The sequence below is a fragment of the Campylobacter sp. P0085 genome (assembly GCF_002139495.1).
GTDB lineage: Bacteria > Campylobacterota > Campylobacteria > Campylobacterales > Campylobacteraceae > Campylobacter > Campylobacter devanensis.
In genome coordinates this window covers 191,609-214,718 of sequence record NZ_MJKB01000005.1, presented here as the reverse complement: position 1 = coordinate 214,718, position 23,110 = coordinate 191,609, and the positions used below count along the sequence as shown (strand labels likewise).

General features: G+C 32.4%; 23 protein-coding genes. 12 read left to right on the top strand and 11 right to left on the bottom strand.

The annotated features are described in order from the left end of the window. Window positions 1–113 precede the first annotated feature (113 nt). From CIGNP85_RS07265 to CIGNP85_RS07255, 3 genes are read right to left on the bottom strand one after another with little or no spacing between them, the layout of a single operon-like run. Window positions 114–905, bottom strand: a complete 792-nt coding sequence (locus CIGNP85_RS07265; RefSeq protein WP_086224866.1) for a YhjD/YihY/BrkB family envelope integrity protein — start codon at window positions 903–905, stop codon at window positions 114–116. Continuing rightward, window positions 905–2,284 carry an FAD-linked oxidase C-terminal domain-containing protein gene (locus tag CIGNP85_RS07260; protein WP_086287678.1) on the bottom strand — a complete coding sequence of 460 codons (1,380 nt, stop codon included), beginning with the start codon at window positions 2,282–2,284 and terminating at the stop codon, window positions 905–907. Before CIGNP85_RS07260 ends, CIGNP85_RS07265 begins: the two co-directional genes overlap by 1 nt. A gap of 9 nt (window positions 2,285–2,293) precedes the next feature. Beyond that, window positions 2,294–3,010 (bottom strand): plasminogen-binding N-terminal domain-containing protein, encoded by a 717-nt coding sequence (locus CIGNP85_RS07255; protein WP_236844777.1) that lies wholly within the window; start codon window positions 3,008–3,010, stop codon window positions 2,294–2,296. A gap of 129 nt (window positions 3,011–3,139) precedes the next feature. Here CIGNP85_RS07255 and CIGNP85_RS07250 point away from each other — a divergent pair, with 129 nt between their 5' ends. From CIGNP85_RS07250 to CIGNP85_RS07240, 3 genes are read left to right on the top strand one after another with little or no spacing between them, the layout of a single operon-like run. Further along, window positions 3,140–4,303, top strand: coding sequence for a peptidoglycan DD-metalloendopeptidase family protein (locus CIGNP85_RS07250; protein ID WP_236845611.1), 1,164 nt, complete (start codon window positions 3,140–3,142; stop codon window positions 4,301–4,303). Window positions 4,304–4,305: 2 nt separating this feature from the next. Continuing rightward, a complete protein-coding gene (gene mgtE, locus CIGNP85_RS07245) occupies window positions 4,306–5,661 on the top strand; it encodes a magnesium transporter (RefSeq protein WP_086287674.1) in 1,356 nt (451 codons plus the stop codon). Beyond that, window positions 5,646–6,239 (top strand): NUDIX domain-containing protein, encoded by a 594-nt coding sequence (locus CIGNP85_RS07240; RefSeq protein ID WP_086240588.1) that lies wholly within the window; start codon window positions 5,646–5,648, stop codon window positions 6,237–6,239. The genes mgtE and CIGNP85_RS07240 overlap by 16 nt, the downstream gene beginning before the upstream one ends. Here the strand turns inward: CIGNP85_RS07240 and CIGNP85_RS07235 are convergent. The 5 genes from CIGNP85_RS07235 to CIGNP85_RS07215 form a co-directional block, all read right to left on the bottom strand. Beyond that, entirely contained in the window at window positions 6,236–7,198 is a 963-nt protein-coding gene (locus CIGNP85_RS07235) for a cation diffusion facilitator family transporter (RefSeq protein WP_236845610.1), read from the bottom strand. The genes CIGNP85_RS07240 and CIGNP85_RS07235 overlap by 4 nt on opposite strands. 6 nt (window positions 7,199–7,204) lie before the next feature. Then, complete coding sequence (locus CIGNP85_RS07230; RefSeq protein ID WP_086251420.1) at window positions 7,205–8,956, bottom strand: Na/Pi cotransporter family protein; 1,752 nt, start codon at window positions 8,954–8,956, stop codon at window positions 7,205–7,207. Continuing rightward, window positions 8,956–9,672 carry an EI24 domain-containing protein gene (locus tag CIGNP85_RS07225; protein ID WP_086228125.1) on the bottom strand — a complete coding sequence of 239 codons (717 nt, stop codon included), beginning with the start codon at window positions 9,670–9,672 and terminating at the stop codon, window positions 8,956–8,958. The genes CIGNP85_RS07230 and CIGNP85_RS07225 overlap by 1 nt, the downstream gene beginning before the upstream one ends. After that, the gene (gene dut / locus CIGNP85_RS07220; RefSeq protein WP_086226327.1) at window positions 9,669–10,364 is read right to left on the bottom strand and encodes a dUTPase; all 696 of its coding nucleotides are present in this window, start codon (window positions 10,362–10,364) and stop codon (window positions 9,669–9,671) included. The genes CIGNP85_RS07225 and dut overlap by 4 nt, the downstream gene beginning before the upstream one ends. 96 nt (window positions 10,365–10,460) lie before the next feature. Continuing rightward, window positions 10,461–10,994, bottom strand: a complete 534-nt coding sequence (locus CIGNP85_RS07215; protein WP_086233746.1) for an ATP/GTP-binding protein — start codon at window positions 10,992–10,994, stop codon at window positions 10,461–10,463. A gap of 101 nt (window positions 10,995–11,095) precedes the next feature. Between CIGNP85_RS07215 and CIGNP85_RS07210 the strand changes: the two genes are divergently transcribed. Next, complete coding sequence (locus CIGNP85_RS07210; protein ID WP_086224857.1) at window positions 11,096–11,503, top strand: hypothetical protein; 408 nt, start codon at window positions 11,096–11,098, stop codon at window positions 11,501–11,503. On the opposite strand, the gene CIGNP85_RS07205 is transcribed toward CIGNP85_RS07210, so the two are convergent. The 3 genes from CIGNP85_RS07205 to CIGNP85_RS07195 are packed head-to-tail and all read right to left on the bottom strand — an operon-like array spanning window position 11,495 to window position 15,344. Next, the gene (locus tag CIGNP85_RS07205) at window positions 11,495–11,875 is read right to left on the bottom strand and encodes a response regulator (RefSeq protein WP_086226324.1); all 381 of its coding nucleotides are present in this window, start codon (window positions 11,873–11,875) and stop codon (window positions 11,495–11,497) included. The genes CIGNP85_RS07210 and CIGNP85_RS07205 overlap by 9 nt on opposite strands. Continuing rightward, a complete protein-coding gene (locus tag CIGNP85_RS07200) occupies window positions 11,872–14,691 on the bottom strand; it encodes a hybrid sensor histidine kinase/response regulator (RefSeq protein WP_086287671.1) in 2,820 nt (939 codons plus the stop codon). Before CIGNP85_RS07200 ends, CIGNP85_RS07205 begins: the two co-directional genes overlap by 4 nt. After that, the gene (locus CIGNP85_RS07195) at window positions 14,688–15,344 is read right to left on the bottom strand and encodes a hypothetical protein (RefSeq protein WP_086232704.1); all 657 of its coding nucleotides are present in this window, start codon (window positions 15,342–15,344) and stop codon (window positions 14,688–14,690) included. The genes CIGNP85_RS07200 and CIGNP85_RS07195 overlap by 4 nt, the downstream gene beginning before the upstream one ends. A 154-nt stretch (window positions 15,345–15,498) precedes the next feature. Between CIGNP85_RS07195 and rpmH the strand changes: the two genes are divergently transcribed. From rpmH to CIGNP85_RS07155, 8 genes are all read left to right on the top strand, one after another. Further along, the gene (gene rpmH, locus CIGNP85_RS07190) at window positions 15,499–15,633 is read left to right on the top strand and encodes a 50S ribosomal protein L34 (protein ID WP_086224853.1); all 135 of its coding nucleotides are present in this window, start codon (window positions 15,499–15,501) and stop codon (window positions 15,631–15,633) included. Window positions 15,634–15,641: 8 nt separating this feature from the next. Next, window positions 15,642–15,974: a ribonuclease P protein component gene (rnpA, locus tag CIGNP85_RS07185; RefSeq protein ID WP_179187288.1), complete on the top strand. Its 333-nt coding sequence runs from the start codon at window positions 15,642–15,644 to the stop codon at window positions 15,972–15,974. Between the two features lie 78 nt (window positions 15,975–16,052). Next, the gene (gene yidD / locus CIGNP85_RS07180) at window positions 16,053–16,394 is read left to right on the top strand and encodes a membrane protein insertion efficiency factor YidD (protein ID WP_086224852.1); all 342 of its coding nucleotides are present in this window, start codon (window positions 16,053–16,055) and stop codon (window positions 16,392–16,394) included. Beyond that, a complete protein-coding gene (yidC, locus tag CIGNP85_RS07175) occupies window positions 16,388–17,959 on the top strand; it encodes a membrane protein insertase YidC (RefSeq protein ID WP_086226319.1) in 1,572 nt (523 codons plus the stop codon). The genes yidD and yidC overlap by 7 nt, the downstream gene beginning before the upstream one ends. Further along, window positions 17,949–18,860 (top strand): Jag N-terminal domain-containing protein, encoded by a 912-nt coding sequence (locus tag CIGNP85_RS07170; RefSeq protein WP_236845219.1) that lies wholly within the window; start codon window positions 17,949–17,951, stop codon window positions 18,858–18,860. Before yidC ends, CIGNP85_RS07170 begins: the two co-directional genes overlap by 11 nt. Further along, window positions 18,857–20,167, top strand: a complete 1,311-nt coding sequence (mnmE, locus tag CIGNP85_RS07165) for a tRNA uridine-5-carboxymethylaminomethyl(34) synthesis GTPase MnmE (RefSeq protein WP_086226318.1) — start codon at window positions 18,857–18,859, stop codon at window positions 20,165–20,167. Before CIGNP85_RS07170 ends, mnmE begins: the two co-directional genes overlap by 4 nt. An 18-nt stretch (window positions 20,168–20,185) precedes the next feature. Then, window positions 20,186–22,381 (top strand): phosphoribosylformylglycinamidine synthase subunit PurL, encoded by a 2,196-nt coding sequence (purL, locus tag CIGNP85_RS07160; RefSeq protein WP_086244975.1) that lies wholly within the window; start codon window positions 20,186–20,188, stop codon window positions 22,379–22,381. 2 nt (window positions 22,382–22,383) lie between these two features. After that, window positions 22,384–23,103, top strand: a complete 720-nt coding sequence (locus CIGNP85_RS07155) for a DnaJ domain-containing protein (protein WP_086287670.1) — start codon at window positions 22,384–22,386, stop codon at window positions 23,101–23,103. The last annotated feature ends 7 nt before the right edge of the window (window positions 23,104–23,110 follow it).

Below are 23,110 nucleotides of genomic sequence, written 5' to 3'. Positions count from 1 at the left end.
TTTATTAATTTATAAATTTATAATTGCTAGGGTAACAATTTGGTTACCTTAGCAATTGAATTAACTAAATTTAGTATAAATAGCAGATAGATATCTATTATCTACAAATAGCTTTAAATTTGCTCTTTGCTTTTTTCAAGTACCGAGCAGAGTCTAACTCCATACAAAAATATAATCCACGATATATATATCCAAAGTATAAAAAATAGTAAAATAGAAAATGAGCCATATATACTAGCGTAAGTTTTATTATAAAATGAGTATTGGATAAAGCCCCATTTTGATAGCGACCAAGCGAGCGAGCTAATAAATGAGCCAATGGCTATGCTTTTAAATGATAATTTTTTGTTGATACTAATTAGATATGTAATAGCAAAAATTGCCCAGATTATAATATGAGGAAATATAGCTAGAAAATTTATCGAACTGGTAAATTCACTGCTTTTTAGTGTGTTTTGAATGAAATTTGAAATCCAAAATGATAAGCCAAGCCCTAAAGGCATAAGGGTAGTAAGTGTCCAGTAATTACTAAGACTTTGCCAAAATCCTCTTTTTGGCACATTAGAAATTCGTGATATAACATGATCATATTCACTAAAAAACATCAAACTAGTAAAAAATATAGCTACAACTCCCATCACTCCAAGTGAGCTAGAGTTGCTTAAAAATTGATCTAGATATTGGGTGATATTTTGACTTGGGAGCAAGTTTGAGTAGATAAATTCCTTTATTTTAGCATAATAATCAGCAAAATTTGGCATAGTAGTAAAAATACTAAGCGATACAAAAATAATAGGAATAATTGAAAGCAAAGTGTGAAAGCTAAGACTAGAAGCAAAATGAAATATCTGCTTATCTCTTAGCTCTTTTATAATAATCTTAGCAATTTTTTTAGCTTCTTGCATTAAAGTCCCATTTTAAATGGATTTAAGATATTATTTGGGTCAAATGCTCTTTTAATAGATCTAAATAGCTCCATCTCTCCATCGCTAAAAGCTAAGCTCATAAATGGTGCTTTAGATATCCCAATGCCATGTTCGCCACTTAGCGTTCCACCAAGCTCAACAGTAGCCTTAAAAATCTCAGTAATAGCCTCATGACCTCTTTCTACTGCTTTTGGATCGGATTTATCTACCATAACATTTGTATGGACATTGCCATCACCAGTATGGCCAAAGCATGGAGTCACTACATCATATTTGGCTGAAATTTGAGCTATTTTATCAAGAAGCTCAGGAAGCTTAGAGCGTGGAACGGTGATATCTTCATTTAGTTTTAGGCTGCCATACATTGTGATTGCTTGAGAGCAGTTGCGTCTAGCAAACCATATATCAGCGCTCTCTTGTTCATCTTTTGCTACTTTGAAATCTATAGCTCCATTTTGCATAAAGCAATCTTTGATAATTGCTAAATCTCCATCAATTACATCTAAATTTGGTCCATCCACATCACTAATTAATATCGCTCCAGCATCAGTTGGTAGGCCTTTGTTGAATTTTTGTTCAACTGCTTTAATGCTTAAAGAGTCTAAAAACTCCATCGCCACAGGGGTTACGCCAGCGGCCATTGTCTTATATACGGCATTCATAGCTGAATTCACACTAGGAAATACCCCCATAGCGGTCTTTTTGAATTTAGGTTTGGCGATTAATTTTAGAGTTATTTCAGTAATTACTGCTAAGCTACCTTCACTAGCTATCAAAATCCCAGCTATATTATATCCGGCGACATCTTTTATCGTTTTTTTACCGGCTCTTATAATCTCTCCATTAGGCAATACCGCACGCAAAGCCATCACATAATCTTTGGTAATTCCATATTTTGCAGCACGCATTCCGCCGGCATTTTCACTGACATTGCCACCTATGCTACTATAATTTTCACTAGCAGGATCAGGCGGATAAAATAGCCCCACTTCTAATGCAGCCTTTTGTAAATCCATATTTATCACTCCGGGTTGGACTACGGCTACCATATTTTGCATATCTATCTCTAAAATTTTATTCATATGCTTCTCAAAGCTTAGCACCACTCCGCCACCACTAGCCAAGGCACCACCAGTAAAGCCACTCCCAGCGCCCCTTGGGACGATTATTATCTTATTTTCGTTACAATATTTTAAAATTTCACTTACATCATTTTCATCTCTTGGGAATAAAACACCATCTGGTTCATATCGCTTTTTGGTTGCGTCATAGCAGTAGGCTATCTGATGGGCTTTGTCAAATTTGGCATTATCTTGACCAATTAAATTTTCAAAATATTTTATATGTTTAGAATCCATACTTATCCCTTATCTAGCTAAAAGTTTATTGTAATATTTGTCATAATTGCCGATTTTAGCACCATCAAGTTTCCAAAATACTGTATCTATATTTTTAATTCTTGTATAAAATGGTACTTCATAATAATCTACACTGCCAGTTTTAAAGCTTTGCAAAATTTCAAAACTACCACAATCAGCAAAAACAGCCTCTTTATCAAGTGCTATAAATATCAGCCCAGCTGCATTTTGTGCGCACATTTTACGAAAATCAGATCGGCTTGGGTTTGGCTTATACTCATAGCTTAAATAAGCAGCTATAATATCGGGATGAATAAAATCAATATTACTAAAAGCTTTAGTAACTTGATCATAAATTTCTTTGTTTGGGACTACGATTAAAGATCTATTATACATAAAATTTAAAATTACTTCATCGCCAGCTTGTGGCAAGATAGTAGGGAGTGGAAGTGCTGTTTGTTTAAGCTGGTCAAATAGCTCAAATCTTAAATTTGCATAGCCATCTTTTTTGCTAGTTACAACTGCCCTGGCTATTATGGTTTTGCTGCCATCTTTTAATTTGTGTAACACAACACCACTTGAGCCAACTATAAAGCTATTATTATCTATAATTGTAGCGCCACCTTGAGTAGTATTTAAAATTAGATTGTAGCTTGGTTTTAGATCAAATTTAGCTCCAAAACTAAATGAATATATAGCAAAGATTAAAACTATAATTTTTTTCAATTGCATCCCCTTTTTGATACTTTTTATAAATTTGGCCATAATTATATCTTAGTTTGGGTAAATGTTTGCAATGTGTAAATAATTTTGAGTTATAATTACAATATTAATCTGCTTCTGTTGAGGTTTTTGATGAAAAAATTTATCTTATCTATTTTAGCTTTTATGAATTTGCATGCAGTAACTACAAGTGTTGAAGAGCTGACATGGCCGCAAGGTGATACATTTTTAACCTTTTTAGAGAGACATAATATACCATTATCTATATATTATAATCTCTCAGGCGAGGATAAAGAGTTAGCTAGCGAGTTAAGCGCTGGGACGAAATTTCAAATTTTGCGTGATTCAAATAATAATATTAGTCAAATTTTATTACCTATTAGCAATGAGATTCAAATTCATGTTTTTAAAGATTTTAATAACCATTATAGTCTAGATTTTATCCCAATTGTCTATGAAAATGAAAATTTCATACTAAATGTAGAGATAAATGACTCGCCATATAGAGAGATAAAAAGAGCAACAAATGATGAAGCGCTAGCTAATTCGTTTAATAAAGCTTTTAGTGGAAGCGTAAATTTTAAAACGCTTCAAAAGGGCGATCGACTGGCTATAGTATATGAGCGTAAAAAGCGCTTAGGCAAATATATCGGCGAGCCAAATATTAAAGTTGCTATGATAGAGACTAGGGGAAAGCCAAATTATATATATAAATTTAATGATGCGTTTTATGATCCTAATGGAAGAGAGCTTGAAAATTTCTTATTGATTAAGCCTGTGCCAAATGCTAGAATTAGCTCAAGATTTAATCCTAAAAGATTTCATCCAGTATTAAAAAGATATAGAGCGCATTTAGGTACTGATTATGCTGCGCCAAAAGGGACAAAAATTTACGCTGCTGGTGATGGCATGGTAAGCTTTGTAGGTAATAAAGGCGGATATGGCAAGACTGTTACTATCCAGCACTCAAGTGGATATATGACACTTTATGCGCATTTAAATGGTTATGCTAAAGGTATTAAAAAGGGTAAAAAAGTCAAAAAAGGTCAGTTAATAGCCTATGTAGGAAGCACTGGTTTAAGCACTGGACCGCATCTACACTTGGGATTATACAAAAATGGCAACGCTATAAATCCAGAATCTGTAGTCAAAATCACAAAATCCGAGCTAAATAAAAACCAAAAAATTGAATTTAACAAGTTAAAAGAGAGTCTAAATAATCAAATTCAAGCTAGTTTCAAAGATCATATAAACAAAGCACCGCTTGAAGATATAGCAAATATAACAGAGATATAATCATGCCAAATTCAAATTTAGAAGAGGTAAAAGAACAGCTTCAAAAACATATCGTAGATGAGAATGAGTTAAGTCCAGCTGATGTAGCAAGCCATTTAAAAAGGCTAAAAATCCTTGATGAGGATGAGTATGCTAAGTATTTAGAAAAGCTTGATGCGCAAACTCTTGGTGAAGCAGCTATGGAGATGCCTGATCACATGCTGCGAGATGTGATAGAAAATCTTCCAAATGACAAGATAGCTGAAGCAATCGATGAGCTTGAGAGTGATGACGCTACTGATCTTATACAGACTATAGAAGAGATAGATGAAGAGAAAGCCAAAGAACTTTTTAGCTCACTTGAAATAGATAGCCAAAAAGAGATTAGTAAGCTTATAAATTATGAAGAAAATGAAGCTGGTGCATATATGCAAACAGAGCTATTTAGTGCTAGATTAGATGAGAGTTTAAGTAGTGCTATAGCTAGATTTCGCATAATGAAACAAGAAGATAAGATAGAAAATGTATTTTCTTTGTTTGTTGTGGATAATGAAGGGGTATTAAAGCACACAATTGCTCTTGAGGATCTTATAACATATGATTTTGATTTAAATTTAAGCCAGATAGTAAATCAAGATGAGGAGAGATTTAAACCACATTTTGCTATTGATAGTGATGATATTAAAGTAGCTGTGGATATTATTATGGATTATGATTTGAGTGCTATTGCTGTGACTAATAGAGCTGGTGTGCTACTTGGTCGTATCACAACAGATGATATTCACGATTTTTTAGAAGAGAGTGCAACTGAGCAAATCTATAATCTAGCAGGGGTTGATGATGATGCTGAAGAAGAGGGATTAGTAAAGACTGGTCGTGCTAGGGCTGCTTGGTTATTTGTGAATTTAATCACGGCGATTTTGGGTGTAATTGTGATTGGCTTTTTTGAAAAGTCTATTGAGAGCTTGGTTGCTTTAGCTGTTTTGATGCCAATAGTTGCTAGTATGGGTGGCAACGCTGGTAATCAAACACTAGCTGTTACTGTAAGGAGATTGGCTCTTGGTGAGATAGGGATTGGGGATTTTTGGGTAGTGCTTAAAAAAGAGATTATAATGGCTATTTTTAACTCTTTTATCTTTGCTCTGTTTTTAGGTATTTTGGTGGGGCTTTGGTTTGATAAGCCAATGCTTGGAGTAGTCATAGCAATAGCGCTTGTGGCTAATATCATTATGGCGGCATTTTTAGGGACATTTATCCCACTTAGTTTAAAGAGAATAGGGCTTGATCCCGCTGTTGGTAGCACTGTGTTTTTGACTACAGCGACAGATATTATAGGATTTTTTGTATTTTTAGGATTAGCGACATGGATTTTACTATAAGTAATTTAAGGGTTATACCATTAAAAGAGTCAAAATTTGTAAAGCCTTTTAGTATCTTATATACTCAAGATGGCAAGGATAAACGCTGGGATTGCGTAGAGGCGCATGATAGCGTAAGTTGTCTTTTATATCATAGGGAATTTGATTCATTTTTGTTTGTTAGGCAGTTTCGTCCGTCTGTATGGTACTATCAAGATAAAAATCAAATTCAAAACAAAAACGGTCTTACATATGAGCTTTGTGCGGGTATTATGGATAAGGGGCTAGATGCTAAAGCAACTATAATCGAAGAGATTATGGAAGAAACCGGATATAGTATAGATAATATAGAGCGAGTTACTAGCAGCTTTACTGCACTTGGATTTGGGGCTAATTGTCAGGTTTTATTTTATGCTCAGATCGATGAGAGTATGAAGCTAGGCTTAGGTGGCGGGATAGATGATGAGAAGATAGAATTAGTTTTTATAAAACGTAGTGAGATTTTAGATTTTATCTATGATGAAAGCAAGATAAAGGCTCCAAATTTACAATTTTCTATCCTTTGGTGGATGATAAATAAAAAGGCTAAATTTGATTAAAGCCATTTTGGATTTTTAGTGAAGCTCACACTCAGCCAAATTTTATAACTTGGGATATCTAATCCCTGTTCTATCTCATCTCTGATTAGATCCATCTCATCTATATTTTGAATTTTAAATGACTCTCCCATTAAGATATTTACCTCAATCATAAAAAATCTTCCGCTTTTTGCTACATGCGTATCATAGTCGCTAAAATTATATTTTTTGGATATATTTTGAAGTAGGGTATCTATCTTATCATCCATATCTTTTGGTGCAACCATAGCTAAATCAGCTAAATTTTTTATAAAAACCTTAAGTGGCATAACACCTAAAATCATTGAAAGTACTACTAAAAGTCCTGGATCAAGGTATTTAGCCCATTCTGATTGGCTCTCTCTATCAAATAGCCAAACTGTTCCAAAAACTACAAATCCACCTAGATATAGCACACTATCAATTAGCCACTCAAGACTATCAACTGAGATTAGAGGAGATTGTAAAATTTTGGCTTGATATGATGTAAAAAGCCAAATTCCAATAGATAAGATCATAGATAAAAATGAGTAAAGCATAGCCTTATCAAATTCAACTTCATATCCACCAGATAAAATCGCCTGAATTCCATTAACCATCGCATACATACATAACAAGAGTAAAATTAGGCTTTTAAATAGATTTACCATTGGCTCAAAGCGCATATATCCATACTGAAAGGTATCATCATCTTCTTTGTATATAAATTTAGATGTGATAACGCTAAGTAGTATTAAGATAATTGATAAAAATGCTACTAATCCATCAAAAATAATTGCCTTAGAACCAATATAAATTCCATAAGCAATTCCAAAAACTGCTAGCACTACAGCACAAGCTAGTGAAATCTTTAAAACAAACTGCTCTTTTTTACACTGCATTAAAGGCTGTTCGACATTATTTCTAACTTTTTTATATTTATTATGTGGACGCTTTATCATCTTCTATCACGCAGTTGTACTTTCATTTAATGATTGATTGTGATGATGTGCAAATATCATCTCAGCAACCTTTAGCATACCTTTAGTTATATTCTTCATCAGTGCCGTATCATTCATAAGAGAAGTTGCCATTTTATTGGTAATTTTTTTATTTATGATTAGCACATCAAAGTCAAACTCACTATCATATGCATTGTAAATTTTGCGTAGATTTTTTATTTGAGCTTCTAACTCATCTATATCTTTAATGCTTGCAATATTATACATAATGCGAAGGCACTCTAACATCTCAACTCTTAATCTATCATACTCTTCTTTGGCATATTGGTTAGAACTAGTGATATATTTAAAGACATTTGGTTGAGTATTTTTCATATCCTTTAGCGTCTCAGCCATAATTAGTGCTGCATGTCTAATATCCATAAATTTACTTAACTGTTCAGGTTTTGCATTGGTTCCAGCTAATATAGCGTAGTCGATGATTTGACTATAAATCTCTTTAAATCTATTGTTATATAGTTCATCATAATCCATTTTAATTGGAGTTTGGCGTAGCTTTATTATATCTTTTGCTGAAATATCACTATTTTGGATATCGCTGTTACTTATGCTAATAGCTTTAGCTATAATGGAGTTTGCATTAGAATAAAGATGTAAAAGCTCCTTGCCAAGTACTTCAAGCGCACTATCAGGGAATTGCAAGGATTTCTCATCAAGATATTTAGCGCTATCGATTTTACTTCTTTTGCTTGAGTCTTTCATATATTTATTTAAAAGTTTTTCCATAAATGGAATAAGCGGGTAAAATATAATAACCCCTAATGCGTTAAAATATGATAAGAATACTGCTAGTCTAAGAGTGTAATCATCATCTGCGATTCCAAAATATGTACTAGTTACATCAGTAATATACATAAAAGGTACGATTAGTATAACGCTAATAATTGCACATGTTACATTAAATAACACATGAGCAACAGTGAGCTTTTTACCCTCCATATTTGCATTTAAGGAGCCAATAATTGCCATCACAGTTGAGCCGACATTTGAGCCAATGGCAATACCAACAGCATTATCATAGGTTATCTGTCCTGCACTTAGTGCTGCTAAAGCTAGAGTAAGAGATGCGTGCGAGCTTTGGATTAATACTGTAACTATAATTCCTACAAAGGTATAAATAATCAACCCAGCCATTCCAGACATCGCAAATTGCGATAGATCAATGCTATCTTTGATATGATCAAAGCCGCCTTTCATATAAGATATTCCAAGAAATAAAAGACCGATACTAAATAAAAAATATCCAAAACCTTTAATTTTTTCAGTTTTATTTACCATACATAACATACCTATAACTATTAAAGGCATAGAGTAAGCAGCGATATTTACCTTTAGACCAAAACCAGCCAAAAACCAGCCAGTAGTAATAGTGGCTAAATTTATTCCATAAATGATAGCTAAACCTGAGGCTAATGTGATTAGCCCAGCACTTAAAAATGATATTGCAAGAACGCTAACAAGGCCGCTTGATTGCATTACTGTAGCGCTAACTGCACCAAATAAAAAGCTTTGGAAGTTTCTTTTTGTCATTTTTTTTAAAAATTTATCTAGACTTGCCATCATAGAAAAACTTTTTTCTAATACACTCATAGCATATAAAAATATACAAATTCCAAAAATAATAGTAAGAAAGCTTTGGCTAAGATACATTAATACGCAGGTTAAACCAATAAAACCAAAAAATAGAATATTTTTCATTAAAATCCTCTTGAATTTTTCTCTAACAATATATGACTTAAAAATATTACAAAGAATATCTGTAAAAATAGTCCAACAAATGGCACTAATGTTAGAATATAAAATAGTACTGAAGCGCTAAAAAATTTAACCCCACCACCTTTTTGCATATCTATTTCAAAGATTAAGCTATCAGAAGTATTACTAGCTATATCAATGAGCATTAGGCGATAAAATAGATAAAAAAATGGTAAATTTAGAATAAATAAATTTAACACAGGAATAAATAAAAGGGGTATGCATATTAAAAATATTAGAATAAATTTAATAATCGTAATACCAATTAGCTTAAAAACATGCATATTACTAGGTAGTGGAGTTGAGTTATAGCCATAATACTTATCGTTTATATATTTAACTACATATGGTGTTAAAAATCCAGTTATAATACCTGCAATTGCTACACTTAATAAAATAGCTAAAAATATACTAATTATATAAAATGATGAAGTTATCATAAACTGCACAACGCTAAGAGATAAAAGCCACGCTATAAATCCATCTCCATTAGCATATGCTTCAATGCTAGGACGGGCTAAAATGCTAAAAACATCACCGCCAAAATATATCACTAACCCAATCAAGCCTCCAAGTGAAATAAAAAGCGGCAAAAATGAAAGTGCTAAAAATCTAAAAGTTAAAAAGTCGCTCAGCGAGCGTTTGATTATACTATTCATTGGATATTTTGGTAGGCAGTTTTAAGTTTAGCGTAAATTTCATCTACGCTACTAGCGCCATTTTGTAAAATTTCATTCATCACAGCATTATCCTCTACACCATTCCAAATTTTTATATAACTTCCATCTTTATAGCCGTGATCTTGACGGAATTTATTTAAAACATTTTTGCCAATATAGATATTAAATAGCTTTTGTAAATTTACTCCACATTTTAATGAAACCCTAAAATAATCTCTTAAAAGGTCGAAGAAATTTATATTAAATCCACTGCAGCGATTTATAATTAACTCAGTATCGTTTATAATTTCATAGATACTATACTCTTTTATATTATATGGCTCTTTACAAAACTCATTAAATCCACTAGTTGATACTATATCATCAGTTAAATTATCAATATCGCCAAGGGAATTTATCTTATACTTCTCTAGTCCAAGACTCATAATAAAATGCCAAATATCAACAATTTCAATGGCAACATTGTCTACATCTAGTGGAGAATTTATAGCCTTCCAATGTTTCCACGCAAAGCTATCAATTAGCTCAGCACACTCCATATAAATGCAACGTTTCCAGCTAATTAATTTACCATCTTTAGTATGCCCCATCTCCCAGCCAATACCATTAGTATCATCATTTAATTGCTGTTGGAGATTTAACATCTCTTTTATTAAATTTCTATACATCATAATATACGCCTTAAAATTTTAAATTTAAGATTATACAGTAAATTTGTTTAATTATATATGAAATTTGGCCTAAAAAAGCTTGCTAAAGTAGCAAGCTTATGCATAATAATTTAGATTATTTTGCGGTTTTAGCATATTTTCAAATAGCTTTTGAGTCTGTTCTAGTAGAGATTTATTTAAGTTGTTATTTTTAGTTTTATGTTCTTTTAGCATCTCATCAAACATATCTAAAAGTGAACTTTTTAACTCTATTTTAGCATCATTGCTATTTAAATTTGGTAACTCTTTTTTGAGTGAATTTGCAATATTTGAGATAGTTTCATCGCTAAAAGGTTCATTTTCTTTGATATGTTTCATAAAATCATCGATTTTTGGGCGGAGTTCTTCTAGCGCTTTTGCAATCTCTAATTTATCTTGCTCACTTATACCATTTTGACTATTTAGCTCAAATTTATACCCATATGTATGGCGTAGATTTAGGCTTTGTTCGTTTGAATTTTTGGAGTTCTTGCTTGAGTAGGCTAACTCTTTATTATCATACATCGCAAGATTTATGGTATCGCCAGAGCTAGTTTTAAATGAGTAGTTAAACGCATTATATGAAGCGTTTGCGTAGCTGTTTGTAATCATTGAAAATCCTTAAAATTTTATAGTATATCGGTTAAAATGCGATATATTTTAAGCCAAATTTGGCTAAAATTAAGCAAAAATAGTGCCAAAATGGATGAAAAATGGATGAAAAAATAGCTAAATTTATAGATAGTCAGCATATTTTAACCCTTGGAGTAAATGGGAAAAGTGGCGCATATCTATGTAGTTGTTTTTACGCTTTTTTAAAGCCAAATTTAATTATTGTTGCTTTTGGCGATGATAGCTATCATGCTAAAGTGATTCAAAATGATAGTAGGGTTTTTATAAATATTGCCTTGCAAACAAAAATAGTTGGCAAAATCCAGGGTCTTCAAGCGAGTGGGTCTATATATCTAGTAGATAATGAAGTGGAGAAAAATGCATATATATCACGCTTTATTTATGCTAAGCTAATGAATTTAAATTTATATAAAATAGAGTTAAAGTGGCTCAAATTTACAGATAATACCTTAGGATTTGGTAAGAAAATTGAGTTAAATTTAGCTTGAATTATTGGCAACTTGCTTGATTAATTTACCTAGCGTTTTTTTACTAATTGGCTTTACAAGAAATGCAAGTACTCCAAGCTCCATTGTCCGTTGACGAAGAGTTGCATCAGTGCTAATTACGATAATTGGAATATCTTGGAGATATTTACGACTTTTAAAATTATGTAAAAATTCAAAACCATTTAATCTTGGCATATAGATATCTAAAAGTATTAAATTTATATCAAATCGCCTCTCTAAAATTTCCATAGCCTCAAGCCCATCACTTGCTGTAGTAATGCTAGAGATATATAAATTATCAGATAAAATCAGCTCTAAAAGCTTAATGCTTATTATATCATCATCAATTGCTAAAATATTTAGTTTTGTCATTGGATTAGCTCTTTTATCTGATTTTCTAAATTAGATTTACTAATATTTGTGCTAATTAGCTGAGTAAATTGGGCTTGAATTTGTGTTGGGATTTTGCTGTTTGGTTCGATAAATAATACGACTTTACTCTCAAAATTATGCAGTTGGGAGCTATTTTTGATAATATTTAAAATTCTATTAGCATCAAAAAAGCTTGCTGTATAATCTATCAAAACCAACTTGTATGCTCTATTTTGCGTAGCCTCTTCAAGCTCATCAAATGAATCGACAGTATCTATCGTATGGCAGACTTTTGATAGTACAGCGTGATAAATTCTATTTTCCATTTTGCTCTTTTTAAATAATAAAATATCTCTTGTGCCATCTAATGCATTAAGTGGATCTTTATTATCAATACTTGCTAAGATTTCGATAATTTGCGATTTTAAAAGCGGCTTTTGTAGATAATAATCAAATAGCAAGTTTGTTTTATTAATTTGCTCTTTAGAACTTGATAACATTGCAATTATCGGTGTTCGTTCGATATCCTTTTCATCTTGAGTACTAATGATATTTGTAGCAGCAATTAGCGCATTTTGTTTATCTAGTGCAATATCTGTAAAAATTGCATCATAATTATTAATTAAAGTAAGCTCATATAAGCTTTTACCATCATTTACTACATCGACACTGGTACAAATTTCTTCAAACATCTCTTTTGTTTTTTTACTCTTATCATTTGTGCCTATTAGAATTTTTAGGTCATATTTTTGAGTTGATTTTAGGCTATTTAACAAGGCATTTATTAACGAGATTAAGCTAGGACTAAAGCCGTGATTAAGATCGCTAAATTCGATATCTTTTGAATCTTTTTCATTTTTAAATTTACCAATTGCTGGGCTTAAATTTGGTTCAACTATAACTCCAAGATAGTTTAAATATAAATTTATAATTTTTAAATTATCATCACTTATTCCTTCAGGAATGATTGAAACTTTTGAACCTTTAAAAAGATTTGCATAGCTTTTATCTACATTTGAGTGGAGTTTTAAGGTTAGATCTAGACTAAATTCGCTTCCAATTTTTAGCTGGCTTTTGACATTAATTTTGCTATTTAGCATTTTAGCATATTGGCTAATAATACTAAGCCCAAGACCGGTTCCACCATATGTTTTAGTTGCATTTTCATTGGTATAGAAGTTATCAAAAATCTTGCCTAAAGCATTTTGAGCAATACCAATTCCAGTATCTTTAACCATAAAGCTAAAGCTAATATTACCATTTGTGGATTGTAATTTTTTTACATACACGGTAATTTGTCCGCCACTTTGGGTAAATTTAATAGCATTATCGATTAGATTTATAGCGATTTGTTTAATTTTGTCTTCATCGCTAAAGACAGTTACCATCAATTCTGGATCGATGTAGTAGGTTAGGGTTAAATTCTTAGCCAAAAGTCTATTAAAGTAGGAGTTAATAATCTCATCAAATAGAGTATAAAGGCTAAAATCACTCTCATAAAGCTCGACATTTCCACCTTCAATTTTTGCCATATTTATGATGTTATTAATAGCTTTTAGTAGGTTTTGGCTACTTTGTTCAATTATATCAATTAACTCTTTTTCATCTTTACCTAGTGAGCGGCTCTTTAATAACTCACTAAAGCCTAAAATACCATTTAATGGCGCTTTAATCTCATGAGATATATTAGCTAGAAATGCTGTTTTAGAGCGGCTATCACTTTGGGCGATATCTTTTTGAGCGATTATTTTATCTAAGGCTTCATTTATAATTTTATGACCATTTTCTAAAGTTGCAGTTTGAGTAGATTCTAGCGGGTTGGTAGCCGATACGGATTTGATTTTATCGATAATTTTTGATAGGTTATCAATATTGGCTTTTATATAGTTTTTAGTATAGTATGATACTAGTGATAAAATTATACTAATAATCCAAACAATAAAAGCCAAAATAGAATCTATCCATAAATCTTTTTCAAATTCATCTAGCTCAGTTTTGATTTGAGAACTGATTACATCTTGTATTTGATATGAAAATTCTAATTCATCACTGATTAAATCATAATATTTTTGTGCTAAATAAATACTTGGTTCACCATTTTTAATCAACTCTATTGTAAAAGTACTTAGGTTGTCTATAACTTGCTTATAATTTTGGCTTTTAAATATCGCTTCTATCTGTTTTTTTGCATAACTATCAGGTAAATAGCCGTAATTTAATCCATTATTTCTAATCAAATCTAGCCACAATAAAAGCTCTTGTGTATTAAGTGCTCTGTGATTAATGATATTAGCTACCAAATCACGCTTGGCACTAATTGAAATGCTATTAGAATAAGAGGATATAAATGTAAAAATAAATAGATTTAGCCTATTTGATAGATCATGATCCATCAGGTTAAAAATTTCATTTTTAATCAGCAAGTTTAAATCTCTAAAGTAGCTTAAAACTTCGGAGTTATTTAAATTTACATCATCTAGCGTGTAGCGAATTTGAGGTAAGGACTCTAAGCGGTTTAAAATCTCGTTTAAGCCTATTTCGTTACTATGTAGCTGTTTGATATGTTCTATTGTATGGTCAGTAATTTGCCGATTGACATTTTTGCTATTAGTATCATTGATTATCATCTCTTTATCTAACTCTTTTGAGAGATTGGCAAGATCTAAAGCAATTGAAAATTCATGGCGTAGTTCTTTTAAATTCATACTAAGATTATATTGAAAAATTAGATACCAACTAGATATCAAAAATATTACAAATAGTGGCAATGTCGCAATTAAGCGTAAAATTCCAAGTAAGCTAAAGTATGATCTCATTGCATCTCGCTTTGAATTATATTTTCTATATTTGTTATAAAATTAGTATATTTATAAAATTCATCATTTAGTAGCTGTTCATCGCTAGTTGCTTGAATATTAATTAAGATTTCGCAAAATTCGGTTAGTTTTAATTTTGTTGCTAGTTGGGCAAGCTCTCTTATAGTATCATTTGCATCAATTAGTAATAGTTTTGCTTCATATAATTTTTCATAGTTTTGACGGGCAAATTGGGTAAATTCTAGCATTCTACGCTTGAATTCGGTTGCATCTAAACGGCTAATATATAAAATATCCCAAAGCCATCTATTTTTATCATTAACATATGATAGACGATTTCCATCAAATAATAATTTAACACTGTAATAATGTTCATTTACATCCTTTAAATTTACCACCTCTACAGCTATTTTTACACTCATTATCTCGCCATTATCAAGCTTAATTTGCATATCTTGGATATTACTTTGAGATTGAGAGATTATTAGGTCTATGTAGTGATTTTTAGCATTATATAGCGGACTAGTCTCTAAAAAATAGTCACTAATATCATTACAACTCCTAAAAAAATCCTCTGGATTTAAAAAGCCAAAAAGCGAAAGTCCTTCGCTACTAATACCAATCATTTCATAGTTTTGATTATAAAGTATCATCTTAAATTCCAAAATAAATTTCTTGATTTTAGCGTAATTTGCTTTAGATTGAATTTAAATAGATATAGCTAAATTAAATTTATAAAAATTCAAAGCAGTTTAAGTAAAATTTAGGTAGAATCCAAAACTTAATTTTTACCTAAAGGAAAAGTTTATGAAAAGAACTTATCAACCACATAAAACACCTAAAAAACGCACTCATGGCTTCCGCGTTAGAATGAAAACCAAAAACGGTCGTAAAGTAATTAGCGCTAGAAGAGCAAAAGGTAGAGCAAGACTAGCTGCCTAAGAGCTAAATTGAAAATTAATAAATTTGACTCTATTAGAGATAGTAAAGAGTTTAGCAGAGTCTATCAAAGTGCCAAAAAATGGCATTGTGATTTAGCAGTTGTCTATTTTTTAGAGTCAGATACGAGTAGATTCGCCGCAGTAGCAAGTAAGAAGATAGGAAAGGCAGTTGTAAGAAATAGGGTCAAAAGGCTTTTTCGTGCTGCATTTTCCACACTTAGTAGTGATCTAAAAGATGGTATATATATCTTTATTGCAAAAAGCGGAGCAGATAAGGTGCCCTTTGATAAAATTTGCAAGAGTTTTAGATGGGCGTTAAAAAGGATGGACTCTATAAGATAATGAGCGCTCTTATCCTTTAAGTAGATAATTTAGCGCTCTTTTTGTTCATTGTGATTGCAAATTTATAGGCGCAAATTAATGAAAATTGCTACTAGTTTGGTTATTTTTTATAAAAAATATATCTCACCATTATTGCCAAGGTCGTGCAGATACTATCCTAGTTGTTCTGAGTATGCTCTTTGGCAGCTTAGCCATAGCGGGATAGTCGCCTCTATTTTTGCCATTAGCCTTAGAATTCTGCGATGCAATCAACTCTTTAGAGGTGGCATAGATTATCCTATTATTAAGCGAAAATTTACGCCCTCTTATCTATTTTTAAAGCAGAGTTATGTAGAGCCAAAATTTTGGCTTATTCGGCATAAAAAAGATAAATTTTATTTAATAAAAGCATTTGACTTATCAAAGGAAAAGAAGTGTTAGATAAACTCTCAACCCAAAAAAGGCTGATAATAGCCACAGTTATATCTGTCTTATTTTTTATAGCTTATGATGCGTTGTTTGCCCCAAAGCCGTTGATTGATACAAATAAAACAGTAGAACAAAATCAAAGCGCACCAGCTACTAATTTAGCTAACTCTACGACAGATAAAGCAGCTATTGCGCCAAAACAAATTAGTAAAAATATCGCCACAATTGAAGGTGCAACTTATAGCGCTACAATTGATGAGCTTGGAAGAATTAGCAACTTTACACTAAAAGATTCTAAATTTAAAAATGAAAATGGTGAACAAATTTCACTTTTAAAACCTAGCTCGCCACTTCCGCTTGAGATTCGTTTCTCAGATACAGCTATAAATGAAAAAGCCTTTAAGGTTGCTTATACTGTAAGTAGTGATAAAATTGATGCTACTAAGTCCCCGGCCAATATTACTCTTACACAAAATTTAGATTCATTTAGTGTAGTGAAAAATTTAACTTTTCACCCAGATGGATCATATGATATTGATGTTAAGGTAAACTCAAATCACGAGTATTTTATCACTGCTGGATTTCGTCCAATTGTAGCAGTAGATGGATATACAGTTCATGGGGTTTTATTACGCAAAGAAGATGATAGTTTAGAGATTATAGAAGATGGTGATGCTAAGGGGAATGAAATATTTAGAAGTGTTGATCTTTTAGCAAATAGTGATAGATACTATACAACTCTATTTTATGATAATAAAAGATCAATGGAAGTCTTTATCCAAAATGATGCCGATGAGAATACCTTAAGCTTTGCTAGAAATATTGGAAATTTTAGCGCTAAAGGCTATATTGGGCCAAAAGATTATAAAACTTTAAAAGCTATTGAACCAAGTTTAGTTGATACTATTGAGTATGGTTGGTTTACATTCATTGCTAAACCTGCATTTTTATTACTTGATTGGCTATACTCGTTTATAGGCAACTGGGGCTTTGCTATTGTTGCGCTCACTATTATTATTCGTATAGTTTTATTCCCATTAACATATAAGGGAATGGTATCAATGAATAAACTAAAAGAGTTAGCTCCAAGAATGAAAGAGATCCAAACTAAATATAAAGGAGATCCTCAAAAAATCAACGCCCATGTAATGGAATTATATAGAAAGCATGGAGCAAACCCAATGGGCGGATGTTTGCCGATTTTAATTCAAATTCCAATTTTCTTTGCTATTTATAGGGTTTTATTAAATGCTATTGAGTTAAAAGGAGCTGAATGGATATTATGGATTAACGACCTTGCAGAGCTTGATCCATATTTTATTTTACCTATACTTATGGGTATTACGATGTATATTCAGCAACACATCACTCCAACAAATTTTACCGATCCAATGCAAGAGAAGATTATGAAATTTCTACCGCTGATATTTACATTTTTCTTTATTACATTCCCAGCTGGTTTAACGCTTTATTGGTTTATCAACAATCTGTGTTCTATAGCACAACAAATGGTAGTAAATAAAATATTTGCTCGTCATAAAGCTCAAGAGATAGCGGAGAAACGCCATGAGCATTAGGATAGAAGCTAAGGATTTAGAGGCTGCTTATATAAAAGCAGCCAGCCAACTTGGATGCTCTACTATAAATTTAGAAATTACTCCGATTAAGCCATCTAGAAAAGGCTTTTTTGGTTTTTTTCAAAAAGATGGACTTTTTGAAGTTGTAGTTAAAAAAGAGGCTGAAAAAAAGGCTAAAAAATCAAAACCAGAGCGCAGTGAAAGAGAGATAAAAGAGCTAAAACATCATACTCCAAAACCATTAAAGGCTGAAACTAGCAATAAAAGTGAAGATAAATCTGAGCTAAAATCTCAATCAGAACCAAAACTTCAATCTGAGCTAAAAACTGAAAATAGGGCCGAAGTAAGATCGGCTAAAGAACAAATAGCCAAAAAACCAGTACTAAATATCGACCACTCTATATTTGATTCATTTCATAAAATAGATGAAAACAAACCTTCTCAAGATGATATTTTATTAGAAATTAGAGCAGGACTTGATAAATTACTTATAGCAAGTTCATTTGATATTGAAGTAAGTGAACTCTCAATTTATGATGCTGATACTATATATATCAAACTTGATGGAGCTGATGCAGCGCTAATGATAGGTAAGGAGGGCTATAGATATAAGGCGATTTCATATTTATTATTTAATTGGATAAATGCTAGATATAATAAAGGAATTCGCTTAGAGATTGCTGAATTTTTAAAAAATCAAGAGAGTAGTATGGCAACATATTTAAGCGGTGTAATCGAAAGAGTAGAGCTGATTGGAAAGGCTCAAACTAAGCCACTTGATGGTGTTCTTGTTAAGATTGCTTTAGAACAGCTTAGAGATAGATTCCCAGATAAATATGTCGGAATTAAAAATAGCGATGAAGGCAAATTTATCGTTATAAATGACTTTCATAAAAAATGAATATTGTAGCACTTGCGACTCCGTATGGAGTAGGAGCAATCTCGATTATAAGACTTAGCGGCAAAGATGCTCTAAGCATTGCTGATAAAATATGTGGTAGTTTAACGCCTAGAGTTGCGCATCTAAAAGAGTTAAAAGATAGAGATGGCAATGTCTTAGATGAGGCTATTGTTATATATTTTAAGGCTCCATTTAGTTTTACTGGTGAAGATGTTGTGGAGTTTCAAACTCATGGTGGTGTAGTTGTAGCAAATTTAATTATAGATGAAATTTTAGCTTATGGAGCTAGAGTAGCTGACCCTGGAGAATTTAGTAAACGAGCACTACTAAATGGTAAAATCGATTTAGCTAAGGCTGAGAGTATTCAAGGTCTTATAAATGCTAGAAGCGAGGGTGCGGCTAAAATTTTAGCTAGAGTTATGAGTGGTGAGCTTGGTTTATTTTGCGATACTTTGCGTGATGAATTAATTTCAACTCTAGCTTATACTGAGACTTGTATTGATTATGCTGATGATGACTTGCCAGCTGATATAATGGAGCAAATTAAGCTAAAATTAAAAGAAGTATCATCAAAACTAGATCACATAATCTCAATTTCAAATTCCAAAAAAGGCTTAATTGATGGCTATAAAGTAGCTATTATTGGTTGCCCAAATGTAGGTAAAAGCTCAATTTTAAATTCACTTTTAAATTATGAACGCGCTATAATTAGCGATACTCCTGGTACTACTCGTGATACTATTGAAGAGCAGATAAAAGTAGGCACTCATTTAGTACGCATTATCGATACCGCTGGTATTAGGCATAGTGATCATGATATAGAAAATATAGGAATAGAGTATTCTAAAAGAGCTGCTAATAGCGCTGATATAATTATTTGTGTATTTGATAGCTCAAGAGTTAGTAATAGTGAAGATATAGCTATTTTAGATTTTATCAATAGTTTAAATAAAAAGGTGATTTTTGTATTGAATAAATCTGATTTGGAATTTAAATTTGATCTTGATATTGATGGGATTTTGCTTAGTGCAAAAGATGAATGCTCAGCTTTAAAATTTGCACTTGAGAGATATTTAAACTCACAAGATACAAATGAGATAATGCTAAGCTCAAATCGCCAAATAAAAGCATGCCAAGATGCTAAAAATGCAATTGATAGAGCAACCGAGCTTTTAGATGAATCAGTGTTGGAACTATTTGCTTATGAGATAAATAGAGCCATAAAAGAGATAGGAAGCATTACAAAACCACTCCAAAATTCTGAAATTTTAGATAAAATGTTTAGCAGTTTTTGTCTAGGAAAATAAATTTAAAAGGGGAAACATATGGATAAAGAAACGATACAAGCGCATAAAATTAGCGATGATGAATATAAGAAGATATTAGAGATTTTAGGGCGTGAGCCAAATTTACTTGAGCTTGGTGTATTTTCTGCAATGTGGAGTGAGCATTGTAGCTATAAATCATCTAAAAAATATTTAAATGGCTTTCCTACTAAAGCCCCATGGGTTCTTCAAGGTCCAGGCGAGAATGCTGGAGTGATTGATTGCGGTGATGGTATGGCTGCTGTATTTAAGATGGAAAGCCACAATCACCCAAGTTTTATTGAGCCGTTTGCTGGTGCTGCTACAGGAGTTGGCGGTATTTTTAGAGATATCTTTACGATGGGTGCTAGGGTTGAGGCTAGTATGAACTCTTTAAGATTTGGGCAGGTTCGTGGAGATGATAAAACTAATCGCCATCAACGCTACTTAGTAAAAGGTGTAATATCTGGTATTAGCCATTATGGCAACTGCATGGGTGTGCCAACTGTAGGTGGTGAAACTACATTTGATGAGAGTTTTAATGGTAATATTTTAGTTAATGCTTTTGGTCTTGGAATTTGTAAAAGTGATGAGATATTTTACGCAAAAGCCGAAGGTGTAGGAAATCCAGTAATGTATGTTGGGTCAAAAACAGGTAGAGATGGCTTAGGCGGTGCTGTGATGTCAAGCGATAGCTTTAATGAAGAAAATAAATCTCTACGCCCAACCGTTCAAGTAGGCGACCCATTTGCTGAAAAGCTTCTTATGGAGGCATGCTTAGAATTATTTAAGTGCGATTATATTGTAGGAATTCAAGATATGGGAGCAGCTGGTCTTACTTCAAGTAGTTTTGAAATGGCAGGCAGAAGCGGTAGCGGTATGAGAATGTATCTAGATAAAGTTCCTATGCGTGAGAGTGGAATGACTCCATATGAGCTAATGCTTAGTGAATCACAAGAAAGAATGCTAATCTGTGCTAAAAAAGGGTGCGAAGATAAGATAAAAGCAATCTTTGCTAAATGGGATTTAGATGCTGAGATTATCGGAGAGGTAACTGATACTGGCGTGATGGAGTTATATTGGCATGGAGAGCTAGCTGGTAGTGTGCCTATTGCTCCACTTAGCGAGGCTGCTCCTATGCTAGATCGCCCAACTAGCAGACCAAAATATCTTGATGAAATTGCAAAAATTAATTTAGATAATATGCCAAATATTAGTAATCAAGAAGCATTTGAGCTATTAATAAGAGATTTAAATGTGGCAAATAAAAGCCTAATATATGATCAATATGATTCAACTGTAGGTACAAATGTAATTAAAAAAGCTGGCAAACTAGGTGCTGCTGTGATGAGAATAAAAGAAAATGGCAAATCAATTGCTATGGGTATGGAGTGTAATACTAGATATAATTATGTAAATCCAAGAATTGGCGCTGCTGCAGCTGTTGCAACAAGTGGTAGAAAAGTGGCTATGAGCGGAGCTACTCCGCTAGCTATTACAGATTGTCTAAACTATGGAAATCCACAAAATCCTGAAGTAATGTGGCAGTTTGCTAATGGCTGCGAAGGGATTAAAGAGGCTTGTGCTGCGCTTAATACTCCAGTAGTTAGTGGTAATGTAAGCTTGTATAATGAAACTGATGGTATTAGCATTCAGCCAACTCCAAGTATTGTAACTGTAGGTGTAGGTGATGATGCTAATAAAAGCTTAGATAGTGAATTTAATAGTGCTGGCGTGAGTGTTTATTTGCTTGGTAAAACTACTGGTGAGTTTGCCGGATCGCTATATATGAAAGCTATAGCAAATCTATGCGCTGGAGAGCTAAAGGAGATTGATTATAAGGCAGAAAGAGCACTTTGGGATTTAGTAATTGAGGCTAATCAAAATGGAGTTTTAGCTTTTGCCAATAGTGTAGGAGTAGGTGGTATTGCTATAACTCTAGCTAAGATGGCAGCAGTTAGCTCTATTGGTTTTAGTGGAGAGATTAAATTTGATGATGGTCGCTTTGTATTTGATGAGAGTTTTTCTAGGGCAGTAGTAGGTGTTAAAGATGCTATTAAATTTGAAGAGCTAGCTAAAAAATATGGAGTTGAGTTTATTAAAATTGGCTTAAGTGGTGGTGATGAGTTTATTCTTAATGATATTAAAATGGACTTAAAAGAGCTGCAAAATATCTATTTTAGCGAGTTTGCTGCTGTTATTAAAAGTGAAGATTGATAGTGAATATATTTTTAATCTTAATTGGGCTTGTTGTTGCATTTTGGTTGCTTAGTCGAGGGTTTGTTAATTCAAACTCTAAAAAACAAAGCCTTCAAGAGCTTCAATACGATGATGCTAAATATCTTATAATGCTTACTGCAAAAGTCGCCAAAAGCGATGGAGTAGTAAGCAAAGATGAAGCTAATTATATATCACTTTTATTAGATGATATATGCTTAAAGCTTGGAGATGTTAATGTTAGAAATGATTTAAAAGAGCTATATACCTGGCATAAAGATAGCCATAGCTCAGCCTACGCCATTGCTAAAGAGTATAAGCAAAAGATGAGGTTTAGCCAAAAAATCTGGATAAATCGTATAATATTTTTTATGAATTTAGCCTATATTGATGGCGAATTTAATAACAATGAAAAGGCAATACTACAAGAGATTTGCGATGGATTTGGCTTGCATAAGAGTATTGTAGAGGATCTTTTTGCTCATTTTGAGGCTGAATTTAAAAATTTATCTAAAGAAAATACTAATATTGATCCATATGAAGTTTTAGGGCTTTCAAAAGATGCTAGTTTTGAAGAGATTAAGGCTAGTTATCGTAGATTATCTAGAGAGTATCATCCTGATTTTACGATGGATAAAAGTGATGAGATAATTACTCAAGCAACTAAAAAAATGCAACAAATAAATGAAGCATATGATATGTTAAAAGCGAAATTTAAATAAGGAGCGT

Coding starts and splice junctions, on each gene's coding strand:
- mnmE (WP_086226318.1), top strand. CDS start 18,857: ATGAATATTGTAGCACTTGCGACTCCGTATGGAGTAGGAGCAATCTCG.
- CIGNP85_RS07250 (WP_236845611.1), top strand. CDS start 3,140: ATGAAAAAATTTATCTTATCTATTTTAGCTTTTATGAATTTGCATGCA.
- purL (WP_086244975.1), top strand. CDS start 20,186: ATGGATAAAGAAACGATACAAGCGCATAAAATTAGCGATGATGAATAT.
- CIGNP85_RS07170 (WP_236845219.1), top strand. CDS start 17,949: ATGAGCATTAGGATAGAAGCTAAGGATTTAGAGGCTGCTTATATAAAA.
- CIGNP85_RS07230 (WP_086251420.1), bottom strand. CDS start 8,956: ATGAAAAATATTCTATTTTTTGGTTTTATTGGTTTAACCTGCGTATTA.
- yidD (WP_086224852.1), top strand. CDS start 16,053: ATGAAAATTGCTACTAGTTTGGTTATTTTTTATAAAAAATATATCTCA.
- CIGNP85_RS07265 (WP_086224866.1), bottom strand. CDS start 905: ATGCAAGAAGCTAAAAAAATTGCTAAGATTATTATAAAAGAGCTAAGA.
- CIGNP85_RS07225 (WP_086228125.1), bottom strand. CDS start 9,672: ATGAATAGTATAATCAAACGCTCGCTGAGCGACTTTTTAACTTTTAGA.
- mgtE (WP_086287674.1), top strand. CDS start 4,306: ATGCCAAATTCAAATTTAGAAGAGGTAAAAGAACAGCTTCAAAAACAT.
- dut (WP_086226327.1), bottom strand. CDS start 10,364: ATGATGTATAGAAATTTAATAAAAGAGATGTTAAATCTCCAACAGCAA.
- CIGNP85_RS07210 (WP_086224857.1), top strand. CDS start 11,096: ATGGATGAAAAAATAGCTAAATTTATAGATAGTCAGCATATTTTAACC.
- CIGNP85_RS07205 (WP_086226324.1), bottom strand. CDS start 11,875: ATGACAAAACTAAATATTTTAGCAATTGATGATGATATAATAAGCATT.
- CIGNP85_RS07195 (WP_086232704.1), bottom strand. CDS start 15,344: ATGATACTTTATAATCAAAACTATGAAATGATTGGTATTAGTAGCGAA.
- CIGNP85_RS07260 (WP_086287678.1), bottom strand. CDS start 2,284: ATGGATTCTAAACATATAAAATATTTTGAAAATTTAATTGGTCAAGAT.
- CIGNP85_RS07200 (WP_086287671.1), bottom strand. CDS start 14,691: ATGAGATCATACTTTAGCTTACTTGGAATTTTACGCTTAATTGCGACA.
- CIGNP85_RS07235 (WP_236845610.1), bottom strand. CDS start 7,198: ATGATAAAGCGTCCACATAATAAATATAAAAAAGTTAGAAATAATGTC.
- CIGNP85_RS07240 (WP_086240588.1), top strand. CDS start 5,646: ATGGATTTTACTATAAGTAATTTAAGGGTTATACCATTAAAAGAGTCA.
- CIGNP85_RS07215 (WP_086233746.1), bottom strand. CDS start 10,994: ATGATTACAAACAGCTACGCAAACGCTTCATATAATGCGTTTAACTAC.
- rpmH (WP_086224853.1), top strand. CDS start 15,499: ATGAAAAGAACTTATCAACCACATAAAACACCTAAAAAACGCACTCAT.